The sequence below is a fragment of the Acetoanaerobium noterae genome (genome assembly GCF_900168025.1).
GTDB classification, from domain to species: Bacteria; Bacillota; Clostridia; order Peptostreptococcales; family Filifactoraceae; genus Acetoanaerobium; species Acetoanaerobium noterae.
Map to the genome: position 1 here is coordinate 17,343 of NZ_FUYN01000009.1, position 13,306 is coordinate 30,648.

11 protein-coding genes and 1 pseudogene are annotated in these 13,306 nt (G+C 37.5%); 2 read left to right on the forward strand and 10 right to left on the reverse strand.

What is annotated here, in order from left to right:
- Window positions 1-91 precede the first annotated feature (91 nt).
- The 4 genes from B5X47_RS12735 to lgt all read right to left on the reverse strand — a co-directional run bounded on the left by B5X47_RS12735 (window position 92) and on the right by lgt (window position 2,753).
- Window positions 92-481, reverse strand: a complete 390-nt coding sequence (locus B5X47_RS12735) for a NusG domain II-containing protein (protein ID WP_079590592.1) — start codon at window positions 479-481, stop codon at window positions 92-94.
- Window positions 482-490: 9 nt separating this feature from the next.
- A complete protein-coding gene (locus tag B5X47_RS12740) occupies window positions 491-1,483 on the reverse strand; it encodes a hypothetical protein (protein ID WP_079590594.1) in 993 nt (330 codons plus the stop codon).
- Window positions 1,484-1,606: 123 nt separating this feature from the next.
- The gene (locus tag B5X47_RS12745; protein WP_079590596.1) at window positions 1,607-1,870 is read right to left on the reverse strand and encodes a hypothetical protein; all 264 of its coding nucleotides are present in this window, start codon (window positions 1,868-1,870) and stop codon (window positions 1,607-1,609) included.
- Between the two features lie 19 nt (window positions 1,871-1,889).
- On the reverse strand, window positions 1,890-2,753 hold the full coding sequence (gene lgt, locus B5X47_RS12750; protein WP_079590598.1) for a prolipoprotein diacylglyceryl transferase: 864 nt from the start codon (window positions 2,751-2,753) through the stop codon (window positions 1,890-1,892).
- A 401-nt stretch (window positions 2,754-3,154) separates the two neighbouring features.
- Here lgt and B5X47_RS12755 point away from each other — a divergent pair, with 401 nt between their 5' ends.
- The gene (locus B5X47_RS12755; RefSeq protein WP_079590600.1) at window positions 3,155-4,516 is read left to right on the forward strand and encodes an ISL3 family transposase; all 1,362 of its coding nucleotides are present in this window, start codon (window positions 3,155-3,157) and stop codon (window positions 4,514-4,516) included.
- A gap of 174 nt (window positions 4,517-4,690) precedes the next feature.
- Window positions 4,691-4,993 carry an ArsR/SmtB family transcription factor gene (locus B5X47_RS12760; RefSeq protein WP_079590602.1) on the forward strand — a complete coding sequence of 101 codons (303 nt, stop codon included), beginning with the start codon at window positions 4,691-4,693 and terminating at the stop codon, window positions 4,991-4,993.
- 167 nt (window positions 4,994-5,160) lie between these two features.
- Here the strand turns inward: B5X47_RS12760 and B5X47_RS14055 are convergent.
- The 6 genes and pseudogenes from B5X47_RS14055 to B5X47_RS12795 form a co-directional block, all read right to left on the reverse strand.
- Window positions 5,161-6,216, reverse strand: a pseudogene (locus tag B5X47_RS14055) (HD domain-containing phosphohydrolase).
- A gap of 112 nt (window positions 6,217-6,328) precedes the next feature.
- Entirely contained in the window at window positions 6,329-8,011 is a 1,683-nt protein-coding gene (locus tag B5X47_RS12775; protein ID WP_159446484.1) for a methyl-accepting chemotaxis protein, read from the reverse strand.
- Window positions 8,012-8,169: 158 nt separating this feature from the next.
- Complete coding sequence (locus B5X47_RS12780; protein WP_079590610.1) at window positions 8,170-8,592, reverse strand: SoxR reducing system RseC family protein; 423 nt, start codon at window positions 8,590-8,592, stop codon at window positions 8,170-8,172.
- Window positions 8,593-8,616: 24 nt separating this feature from the next.
- Window positions 8,617-11,049 (reverse strand): heavy metal translocating P-type ATPase, encoded by a 2,433-nt coding sequence (locus B5X47_RS12785; protein ID WP_278278455.1) that lies wholly within the window; start codon window positions 11,047-11,049, stop codon window positions 8,617-8,619.
- 49 nt (window positions 11,050-11,098) lie between these two features.
- Window positions 11,099-11,563: a helix-turn-helix domain-containing protein gene (locus B5X47_RS12790; RefSeq protein ID WP_079590614.1), complete on the reverse strand. Its 465-nt coding sequence runs from the start codon at window positions 11,561-11,563 to the stop codon at window positions 11,099-11,101.
- Window positions 11,564-11,670: 107 nt separating this feature from the next.
- Window positions 11,671-13,164 carry a multicopper oxidase family protein gene (locus tag B5X47_RS12795; RefSeq protein ID WP_079590616.1) on the reverse strand — a complete coding sequence of 498 codons (1,494 nt, stop codon included), beginning with the start codon at window positions 13,162-13,164 and terminating at the stop codon, window positions 11,671-11,673.
- Window positions 13,165-13,306 lie beyond the last annotated feature (142 nt).

A 13,306-nucleotide genomic window follows, 5' to 3' on the forward strand; every position in this document is an offset into this window, starting at 1 on the left:
GTATAATTATCTGCTCTTTTATCTTGAAATCATATCTATTATTATATATGTGATCGCATTGCTGCTTTATCGTGCCACTACTACGGGCACATCAAGAGCTTAAAGCGTCGATTTCTCTTTCTTCACTATCACCATCTAGAATAACTGATACCCTATTCGGCAAACAGATAATAGATTCTCCTGCTTTTTCAATCCAGCCGATTTTTGAACAAATCTGTCTTGGGCAAATCTCTAATGACATTTTTTCCATACTCACTCTGCCATTATCTATAATAAGACGCCCTTTCTCGTTTCTAAATTCAAAATCTATTGTGCTGTCAACATCATTCAGTTCATATCTGGTCTCTTCCCCATCTATTCTCAATATCAGAATTGAAGCAACACGGTTCCCGCCATTAATAATATTAGCTAGAATAAATACACCGATTGACACAGCTAATAAAACCGCAATAATAACTTTATCCACTTTTGTAATACCCATATCATTTACCTACTCTAGTTGCCAAGTCAGGCTATTACTAATTTCATTAAGTCTGAAAATCATCTCTATTTCTTTGGTTGACACATCTATAGTCTTTACGCCTGTTATCTCTTTCGGCACATATATGTAATCGGATACATGATGACCAGAACCTTCCCTTTTCACCGTAATACCATCAGCCTCCCCTTTCAAAGTAATTGCACCGGCAAAAGTAAGATACTCCGCAAGATTCAATTGATCCAAGTCCACATAATGTGTATTAAGAGCAACCTGGAATATCCATTCGTTTTCTGTGCTTATTTCCGGGAGGAATGTGATATCATAAGTGACACCATCCTGCTCAAAGCCAACTTTTCTATCCGAAGTAATCTCAATATCGTGTTCAGTCTGCTCTGAGCTCTCTTGGGTCGTATTTCCTGATATTTTTTCATTTTCATCTGTGACCACTGCCGGTCCCTCGACATCCACATTTTCTTCCGAGACTTCTTGTATTTCAGTTGAGTCTTCAGTGTTATTCGCCAATATACCTGGCATAATCTGAATCATGGTAAATGCAATAACCACTAACCATAAAACAGAATAAATTCTCCCAAATGACCAATGCTTCATCTGACTAAAAAAACTGCCGTCCTTATATAATCTATGTTTGGTAATAACTGCTAGAATCCTGAATAGAAAAAATATATTCACTGCCAAACTGATTAAAAGGAATTGCCTCTGATATTGAATCAGATAACCGGTAAATGCTGTCAGACCAACTAACGGTAAGATCTCTGCCAGATGATGAACACAACACATCACCATAGTCCCTGCTGATGCAGCGCCACTTGCCACCGTTTTGCCTCTAACCATTTTTTCCATACCTTGTGTAAAGTTCTTTATATACTGATGCAATCCAACCTGTATTCCAAAACCAAGAATCAAGGGCACCATATAATACCACAGATCAAGTATTTGGGAATAAGCATATTTTAATGATTCAAAAAAGCTAAGGACAGTCACTTAAAATAGGAGCATACCTACAATTCCCAACACTCCTGCAAGAAACGGATTAAAATGTCTAAAATTCTTAGGCCTGTTCTTGTTTATATTTATCATTGTTTCAAGTTCTCCTTTAATCAAAATTTATTGTTTTTTATGATTAAACATCATTGGTATATGAGAGAGTATCATAATCATAAAAATCAGAAATTGACCGATTCTACCGACTTCAATTTGTAAATAATTTAAAATAACCAATATAAGAATAGGTAACACATGCAATGCTATCATCCATTTCATATGGCCTCCAAGATTGTGTGGTGCCGATTCATCATTTATTTCTTCACTTCCATTCATCGTATTAACTTCTATGATTTGATAAACATCATTTTCTTCTTTTTTATTCATGCTTTCTCCTTGTTTTATATCAGAAATTCAATTGTACATAATAGAAAACAACAACAGATGCGCCCATAAGAGCTAAAACTGCAATGAGCGTTCCGACAATTGACTTGAAAGTATAGTCATGGTTACCTCTTTCCATATCATCTTGCTTTATATCAACCATTGCTTTGTCATTCTTGGCTGTAATAAGATAAATTAAGCCCACAATAAATATAAACAGGCTGAGCAGATGAGAAACACTAATTCCTGCAAACACTTCCGGATTATTTCTAAACAATTCCACAGTACTTCTTATAACTGCAAAGCCCATCAGGTATATTCCAAAAATCTTTCCTTTTAGACGGCGGTCTTTTCTAAGTATCCAGAGAAGGGCAAAAAATGCATAATTCAAAAGGAACTCATACATTTGAACCGGATGTACCCCTCTAGACCCTACTTCCAGCGTCCAAAATCTACTAGTCTCCATTACCTTCCCATAAACGTCACAACCAACTCTGCTGATAGCTTGTGCCAGAATGATTGGTGGTGCAAACAAATCCGCTAACTCTCTAAAAGTATAGCGTTTACTTTTTGCCGTAATGATCCCCATTGTAACCAGGCCCCCGACAATCCCTCCATGAACAGAGAGACCTCCATTTGCAATCATAAGGATTCTTATTGGATTTTCGAGGTAGTAAGGCAGATCGTAAAACAGAACGTAACCTATACGCGCACCGACAAAAATACCTAAAATTCCCCAGATAACAATATTACTGACTTTATCCTGATCCAAACCTTTCTGTTTGGCTTCATACATGATAATTGTCATAGCAACAATTACACCAATTGCAATCATAAGACCAAAAAAATGTATATTCAAAGGACCCACTGAAAATAATATCTTCATTCATTAACCTCACTTTTTATTTTTTATAACTTACATGAATTTTACAAATCAACTGTGACAGAATTATGACCATGAAAAAAGAGGTACTTTATCATAATTGTGTCATATTTATGAGGCTTCGGGCATAATTGTGGGTAAGCCCTGCCACCTTTTATCATAATTCATAAGAAATTCTTTCCGACCACTTAGCGGAAGTCAAGGGCGAGCGTAGCTCGTTTATCGTGACCCTTGACAGCCTCATTACACCAAGAACCTTGATATGGGTCAGCAGTTTACACCTGCTGACCTGGCGCCGCCGAGGTCGGGGTTTGGGGCAGAGCTCCCAAAAAAACAATTGAAAAACCATCTGTGTTCCTTTATTGTATTAGTTCTCACACAAACACAGGAAGGAATACCCACAGATGGCTTCAGCTAATACTTTATGCAAAAACTTATTAAATGTCAATGACGTTGTAATCGAAAATCACGATTTTTATTCAGACTCAGATGGTGTTAAACACCTCAGAATCAAAGCGCGCCCTAAAAAATGGAAGAAGAATTTTTGTCCAACTTGTGGGAGAAAGTGCCTTGGCTATGATCAAGCTACTACCATCGGCAAAATCTGGCGTGGACTGGACTGGGGCGGTATTCTTGTTGAAATCGAATGTCCTACCCACCGTATCATATGCCCCGAACACGGTATTGCTACCGCTGATGTTCCATGGGCATACCCGGGAAGCAGGTTCACAAAAGACTTTGACCTCACTGTTGCTTGGCTTGCGACCTATCTTCCACGAAGTACTGTTTCTCACTACATGCGTATCGATTGGGCAACCGTCGGCAGATGCATCACCAGAACCCTAAACGACATCGAACCGGAGCGTTCCAGAAGGCTCAACGGGCTGGTAAACATCGGCATCGACGAGACCAGCTACAAAAAGGGACACAAATATATCACCGTTGTCGTCAACCACGATACCAACACCGTGGTGTGGGCTGCAAAGGGTCATGGAAAAACCATATTGGAACAGTTCTATCGCAGCCTGACACCTGAACAGCTGTCTTCAATCAAAGTAGTCACAGGCGATGGAGCTAGATGGATTACCGAATGTGTCAACGAATTTACTCCGGAATGCGAACGGTGTGTTGATCCTTTTCATGTTGTCGAATGGGTCATGTCAGCTCTTGATGAAGTCAGACGTGAAGCTTGGCGAGATGCATATGCAGAAGCCCAAGACATCTCTAAAGAACATCCCAGAAAGCCGGGACGCCCCAAATCGGACGATCCAATTTCAGCTAAAGTGACTGAATCTAAAACGAGAGCAACAGAAATCAAAACTTCCACCTTCGCACTGGGAAAAGCACCTGAAAATCTCACAGAGAATCAGAGACTGAAGGTTGAAATGATTGCAGCTACTAATCCACGACTTTACAGAGCTTATCTGATGAAAGAAAAACTTCGGTTGCTGTTAAAAATCAAAAATATTGACGAAGCAGAGAAGGAACTAAAAAAATGGCTTTGGTGGGCAAGTCACAGTCGTATACCTGCATTCATTGAGCTGAACAAGAAAATTCGGCGGCATAAGGAGCATATACTTAATACGATTCGCCTCGGAATGAGTAATGCTAGAATTGAGGCGATCAACAACAAGATAAAGCTGATTGTGCGCAAGGCATACGGCTTCAGAAATATCCAGAATATGCTGGATATGGTCTACCTGGTTTGCTCTGATTTAGTAATACCACTATCTAACAGAAAATCCAAATCAGCTCAATCGGCATAAACACTGGCTATACCGGGGAAACTCACCCACAGTTATCCACGAAGAGCCATATTTATCCAGGATAATTAATAGTGAAATCAAAGAGTTGAGATATTGAATAAAAATTATAAAATTGTCTACTGATTCATGGAATCAGAATAAAACATTTTCTTAAGTTATAAGGAGGAACATCATATGGATTCAAACACACCAACTTCAACAGTATTGAAACCGGATAAATATAATCATTTATCAAAAGTTTGCAAGGCACTGTCCAGTCCAAAACGTTTACTGATTATTGATTTGATATGCGATGGTCCTAAACCAGTTGAAAAAATAGCAAATAGATCAGGCATGACTATTGCTAACACATCACAACATCTGCAAACATTGCTTGAAGCAAAATTTGTTAAGTTTGAAAAGAAGGGATTATATTCCATTTATCGTTTAAGCAATCCAGCTGTCGAGAATATTTTGCATAATATACAAGATTTATAAATTGCTTTTATTAATCAACAGCATTTGTTTCCTAACCAGACCCCAACATTCCACACTGAACTATAAATTAAAACACATCCATCTTCAAATCAAAAGAGCAGATAATTCATCATTATCTGCTCTTTTGACTTAATATCTATTTTTCTGATTTCTTAAAAGAAATTTGTTTAACCTGCTTCTAATGCATTGTCTTGAATCGTTGACTCAATAAAAACCTTCACCAAGAAAGGATCAAATTGTTTACCACTTACTGCGGTCATTATAGAAAGGGCTTCCTCGACGGTTCGCTTCCTTTGATACACTCTATCCGTTGTTATCGCATCAAAAGCGTCAGCAACTGCAATAATCCGACTTCCTAGCGGAATTTCTTCCCCTTTTAGGCCATCCGGATAACCGGTGCCATCATATTTTTCATGATGATGACGGATAAAATTTGATATATGCTCATATCCTTCTATCTCATTGAGAAGAGATTCTCCAATGGTCGAATGGTCTTTCATTAAAAGGAATTCTTAGTCGGTCAACTTTCCCTGCTTGTTTAAAATATATTCTGGTACACCAATTTTCCCTATATCATGCAGATTAGCTGCGACTATAATATCTTGTTTCTCTTCATCACTTATTTCAAGTTGCTCTAATATTCGTTGCACATAATCTGTAACACTAGAAGAATGGAGTCCAGTGTATGTGTCTTTGGCATCAATGAACTTAACAAAACTTCTAAACATATTAAGATATTGTTTTTCAATCCGATCATTCAATTCATAGGACTCTGTTACATCTTCGATACTAAGCATGAATTTTCTTTCACTATTTGAATGTTTAAAATCAACACATTCAATATCTAGATGCTTGATAAAATCCTTTCCTTGTAATTCAAGGCTTAACTTCCTTTGTATCTTTCCTTCTTTCTGAGTGCTTAACAATTTTTTTATACTATCATATTTTTCTCCGAAAACCTTCTTTAGTATCACCTTTTGATCCTTGTCCAAAGCAAAAATAGAACGGGCTGCTTCATTGATGTATTCTATTGATTCTATTTCATCTGATATGACAACAATACCGGTCATTGTTGTCTCTAATATATTGTTTGAAAAATTTCTTTCAGCTGCCAAATCAACTTCATACCGCTTTTGCTTTAATAAAACTCTCTGGACATACCATCCATTCAACACAGCGTATACCATCAATACGAAGAACAGTAATGAGTCTGAAATCTCCATAAGCCTGCCATGAAGCAGTTCAAGTATAACTATAATTAGAATATTCAAATAAGCTACAATACTGATTTTCCTGTAATTTTTTATCAATTATGCGCTCTTCTATATACTGGGTTTACTCTATAACAAATTTCTCTACACTTTCCGTCAGCATGACCGATTTATTCTTGAGCTGGTTTGATGTATCAACGACATGCTCAAAGGTATTCATCTGATTTTCTATGGCCATATGAATTTCTGTTGTCGTCTGATGATTTGATTTAACTGCCTTCAGAATTTCTTCTGAGTTTACGCCAATTTCCTTTGAGGATTTGACAAAATCTTCAATTCGTTCATTAACTGATAGGATGTTTCCAACAACCTTATCCACCTCACCAGCCAACTCTTTGCTGATATTCATCATATCTGCAAATTGACTATGAGAGCTATTGATCTCATAATTGGTTTCTTGAATTCTGCTAACAACCTTTTCGATATTTGTTTGCACTTCCCGTACCATAGTGTCTATTTCATCCGTAGCACCAGAAGATTCTTCTGCAAGGTCCTTGATTTCATTAGCAACTACTGCAAATCCTCGACCGCTTTCACCTGCTCTAGCAGCTTCAATATTAGCATTCAAAGCCAATAAAGATGTTTGCTTCGATATGCCTCTAATCATGGTTGTTATGTTTCCAATACTGTCCGCTACATGTTTCAAAGCATCTACTGATACAACAACATCATTTATTGAATGGCTGACATATTGATTCTTGTCACTTACAATGGCAAGACTTGTATCTAAATCTTCTGATTTATTCTTCAAAATATCTGCTGTTGCTTTTGCTTCTTCTGTATTTCCTGAAATCAAGGCCGTTTCTTCCAACATAACTTCAATACGACCATTTGAGCTTTCCGCTTTATCCTCGACCACTTGATTTAGTTTGACAAGTTCGTTGACTTCTTCATTAATACTATTCAAAGTTTCCTTCATTTCGATAACAATAGCATTCAATTGTTCGCTATCTTGGTCTAAATCTGATGAGATATTTTTTGTTCCTGATATCATATCTATTAGCGTTGTTAATGTTTTATTCAAGCTGCTGAAGAGATGTCCAAATTCATCTGCTTTACCACCTGTAACCGGATTATTGAATATCCCCTGTGCTAAATTATTCGAAAAATTCAATGCCTTGTTCAGCTGCCTGTTAATATATCTTGATATCATATAACCAATAAGGACACTCAGCAATACACTTAATAAGACGGCAATAAAGACCATTTTTTTCGTCGTTTCATATTCTGAAAGACTGATGTTATAGTGATGTTCAACTTCACCCATTTGTTGATCCACTAAATTTACAAATTCCGTATTAATTGAATCCGCTTGTTCCATAATACCTAATGATCGTTCAACCGCTTTACTCTGATCACCTGTTATGCTTTCTTCAATGGCTTGAGCTTGCAGCTCTTGGAAATCTTTGATTTCTTGAATCAGCATACTTAAATCCGTATTGCTTATGGACTCAAATGTACTTAGATTGCCGTAAATATCTTCATTATATCGTTTTTCAAAATGCATATAATGTTCTTGCTTTTCTTCTTCTGTTTTTGATAATAATATATTCTTCTCCGCTCTTTGAACCAATGCAAAATTGTATTGAGCTGACTTTATATAATCGATTGCTTTAACATCAACCTCATACATGGTCTGCATATTCTGATTCATTTCATTCATCTTGACTAAGCCAAAAACACCAAGAATAACTATTATAACTACAAAGCTGAAATACCCTAAATATAATTTTGCTTTTACTGTCATCATTCCGCTCCTCTACTCTGTAATATGATAATCATAAAGTGATAATATGACACAAATATGACCAGACACATACTATTGGAAAAAAAGAGAGCCGGCTGCAGTTAAATTATTCTGCTTCTTCCGGTCTCTCTAGTATTTTGTATGGTTCATTCTAAATCTTACATTATTTTTGTCATCGTGAAAATCTGCTTCCTATCTTCATTTCTCTTACGATCACAAATTTTTATGCCTACAAAGGTAAGAGCTAGAAAGAAAAGACCTACTATCACCGCCACAAGTTCATTTGGGCTAATTCCAATTCTACTGGCAACTACATTTGTAAGAATTATTCCTAAAAACATCATTATAAGCGGAACCACATATACCAGAAAAGCTGCTCCCAAAATCAATTGAGTGGTTGATTCCACTTCCACACGATCACCTACATGGGCATGTAGATCATTTCTTACATCAATTTCAATCATTCCTTGATTGCAATGACTGCTGCAACTGCCACACTTATCTCCACAAGCAGTGCTTCTAGGTACTTGCAGTGTTGCTTTTCCATTCTTCAACGCTACAATTGTTCCGTATTTTGTCATTATTCTCACTTCTTTCTTTAACTTCTAGCGTTCAGGTTTGAATTTTCTAAGCCTTAGAGCATTGGTTACTACAGACACAGAACTAAATGCCATAGCCGCACCGGCAATCATCGGATTAAGTTTAGGTCCTCCAAAGACATATAGCAGTCCTGCCGCTATTGGAATTCCTGCTGTATTATATGCAAAAGCCCAGAATAAGTTCTGTTTGATATTACGAATCGTCTTCTTACTTAACTGAAGTGCTGTCACTACATCCAGCAGATCACTTTTCATCAGTACAATATCTGCTGATTCAATAGCAACATCTGTACCAGATCCAATAGCAATACCAACATCTGCCTGTGCAAGTGCCGGTGCATCGTTTACACCGTCACCAACCATTGCAACGATTTTTCCTTGTTCTTGTAATTTCTTCACTTCATTGGCTTTATCCTTTGGCAGTACATCTGCCAGGACCAGATCAATACCTACTTCTTTGGCAATAGCACGTGCCGTTCTTTCATTATCTCCGGTTATCATTGCAACTTTGACACCTAACTCATGAAGCTTATCAATAGCTTTTTTGCTGTTAGGTTTGGTTGTATCCGCAACTGCAATGATCCCTGATAAGATTCCGTCAACTGCCACATACATAGGAGTTTTACCTTCATCTGCCAGACGCTCTGATTCAGACAACAACGTATTGTCTATGCCTTCATTATTGATAAGTTGAAGGTTTCCAAGCCACACTTGCTTGCCACTAATAGCAGCTTTAATACCATGACCGGGTATTGCCGAAAAATCATCTATCTCTTCTAACTTCAAGTTTAATTCTTTAGCTTTACTTACAATGGCCTCTCCCAATGGATGCTCCGATCCTTTTTCTGCTGAGGCTGCCAATCTGAGTATATCTTCACTGTTCCATTCGTTGGTCTCGATAATATCTGTTACAACCGGTTTCCCTTCTGTAATTGTTCCTGTCTTATCAAAAACGATGGTTTCAATTTTGTGAGCAGTCTCAAGAGGTTGTCCACCTTTAATCAAAACACCATATTCAGCACCTTGACCGGTACCAACCATTATGGCAGTCGGTGTCGCAAGACCTAATGCACATGGACAAGCTATTACAAGAACAGCTATGAAAATAGTGAGTGAAAATACGACGGATTGACCGGATATAAACCAAGCAAGTCCTGCAAGAATAGCGATGACAATGACCACAGGTACAAAATAGCCTGCAATAATGTCAGCTAATCTAGCTATTGGTGCTTTAGAACCTTGGGCATCTTCTACTAATTTAATAATCTGAGCAAGGGCTGTATCCTTACCTACCCGAGTTGCTTCGAACTGAATAAGTCCATGTTTATTAATACTTGCACCAACAACCTTATCACCGATATTCTTTTCAACGGGTATGCTCTCACCGGTAAGCATAGATTCATCCACTGATGTATTCCCTTTTATAACTGTTCCGTCTACCGGGATCTTTTCTCCTGGTTTCACGATGATAATATCACCAATTTCGACTTCCTCGATTGGGAGAATGATTTCTTTACCGTCTTGGAGTACTAAAGCATTTTTGGGAGCAAGTCCCATGAGTTTCTTAATGGCATCCGAAGTCTTTCCTTTTGACATTGATTCCAGATATTTACCAAGAAGAATCAATGTAATAATAACACCTGCAGATTCAAAGTATAGGTCCATTGTATAATTGTTATGACCGGCAGCAATCATAATGGTGGCGTATATACCATAGAGAACTGCAGCTCCTGTACCGATTCCAATCAGTGAATCCATGTTTGGAGAACCTTTTAAGAGTGTCTTAAATCCAACTGTATAAAATTGATATCCGACCGCTATAGATGGAGCTACCAAGATCATTTGTATTAAAGCAAAATTCAAGGGATTCGTCTCTGGGTTAATGATGTCAGGTAAATCAAGTCCAAGCATGTGCCCCATCGCTATGAAAAGAAGTGGCGTTGCAAAAATGGCAGAAGTAACAAATTTCTTCCACAATTTCTTCATTTCCTTCTCATGACGGTCCTTGTTGTCATCAGACACTTCTTCGCTTTCTATTTCAAGTGGTTCATAACCTGCGTCAATAACCGCCTGCTTGATCTCAGAAATTCTTGTTTGTCCAGAATCATATACAACATGCGCCTTTTCCGTTGAAAGATTGACACTGACTGTTTTCGTTCCTTCAAGTTTGGATATAGCTTTTTCAATATGTGCCACACAGGATGCACAAGTCATTCCACTAATAGGAATCGTCACTTCTTTTTCAGTTTCTTCTTCAAGAACACCATATCCAACTTCTTTTACTGTATCTTTAATCAAATCTAGTGTTACAAGTTCAGAATCATAATTTAACGTCAATTTTTCAGTAGCGAAATTTACATTGGCGGATGAAACCCCCTGTACCTTTGACACGCCTCTTTCCACTGCATTTGCGCAGGAAGCACAGGACATTCCTGTTATTGTTAAACTTACATTATGTTATTCATAATATTGCCTCCTTTTGTCACTTCTATTCATAAGGCTTTAATGCACTTACTATTTTTTCCATGTATGTTGGGGTCCCCCAGAATACTAGTCGCATTTTATTATCTGTATCGTCATAAACATAATTAAAACGACTCTTTTTCTTATCCATACTATAATCTGCCACAATATCCATGACATCCTTTAAAAGTTGTTTCACTTGATCATCTTGGACAAAATAGTCCACGATTGTACATATTTGAATAGTATCTTCTGAGTTGAAATAATCACTGTCCATGAAAATACAAAAGTCATCTTTACTAACATCATCCTGGTGATGGTGCACGCCACACGATCCAAGGTATTCATTGATTGAATCCTGATATATTCGCCATGAGCCTGCAACTTTTTGGGCTGATATCTTTCCGCTGTTAATGTATCTCCGAATTGTTTTTGGATGGACATTTAAAATATTTGCTGCTTCATCTATTGTTAAGAATTCTTGTTCCATAAGGCACCTCCTCTGTTTCTAAGTACATTATAGCACACAAAAATAGACAAGTAAAGACTTATATGTCAATTCTTGTCCACCTTTGTATACTATTGACCGTTTTCAAATTATTCAACCACTTGAAATTGTCCCATCATACCGGCATCTTCATGCTCAAGATTGTGACAATGATACATAAATATGCCTTCTAAAGTAAATTTAACTAATATCTCAACTGTTTCTCCCGGTTTTAAAAACACGGTATCTTTCCATCCACGTTCACCTTCAGGCGGCAAAGTTCCATCTCTTGAAATAACTTGAAATTGGAGACCATGTACATGAAAGGAATGTTCTGTTCCACCGCCCATCATACCCATACCGCCAGATGAACCGCTCACATTAGAAACCGTCCACTTTTCAAGAGTATCCGTGCTCAGAGTAAAGGACAGGCTATCCATATCAAAACGTTCTCCATTGATAGATACCATATGAGCCATTCCCTCTAGATCAAAGCTCCGCTCATTGACTATATCGTCCGTACTCCATTTTTCAATATCAACCAAATGATCTGTTAAAACATATTCATTAGTGCTCGTACCATCACTGATCAATTCCAAACTTTTTATGTTTGACACCATCAAAGATACTGAATCCGCCTCAGCCATAGATTGTAAATCCACAAGAATTTCTGCCCTTTCTCCTGGCGCTAGCTTTATCGATGACATTTCAACAGGATACTCCATTAAGCCACCATCGGATGCTATCTGATAGAATTTTCTTCCATCAGAGAAATTGATTTCATGCTGTGCTGCATTGCTTCCATTCAAAAGACGTAAGCGTATCCATGAAGAAGGCACCTCTGTATATGGAGCAACAGCACCATTGATCATGATGATATTACCTACCGCACCTTCCATCATATTGGAATTATAATATAATGAGCCATCTTTATAGAAAGCTCTATCTTGAACAATCACAGGTATATCATCCACGCCATACTGTTCGGGCAATCCAAGAGAAGCAGATATATCATCATCATGAATCCATAGACCGCCAAGCCCTTGATAAACTTGAGTTGCTGTTTCGCCCATCAAGTGCGGATGATACCATGCAGTTAGAGCAGGCTGTTCCAACACAAACTCAGGTGACCATGATTCACCTTCTTTAATAATCTGATGGGGTCCACCATCCATTTCTCCCGGCACAATCAGTCCATGCCAGTGAACAGTCGTGCTGTCTTCAAGATTATTATTGACATGAATAATGATTTTTTCACCATTTTTTGAACGTATCGTCGGTCCTAATATATTGCCGTTATAGCCTAAAGTATCCGTACTGATACCCTTAATTATTTCTGTAGTTCCATAATCTGCCGTCAACGTATATTCAGCAACTGTAGGATCTGGATTTGTGTCTTCTAATATTGGTGGGATAGGTAGAGATATTGCTGAGTTTTCATATTTATTTTCCGTATCATTTACATCTTCAGTCACATTATTATCCACTTTACCTTGCTCATTTGTAGCAATATTTTCAGACTGTGACGGTATTATATTACAGCTCGTAAGCGTTAATACGAGTATTAAACTACCTAAAATAGTAAAATATCCTTTTCTCAACATTTAAATCACTCCAATTTAATGTGATAATCCAATGTGCTTTCCATTGTATACAGACTATAATAAAATTATGATATAATTATGACCATGAAACTTTTATCTATACTCCATTAATAGCAGAAAACTTTTCTTTTTAACAATCACA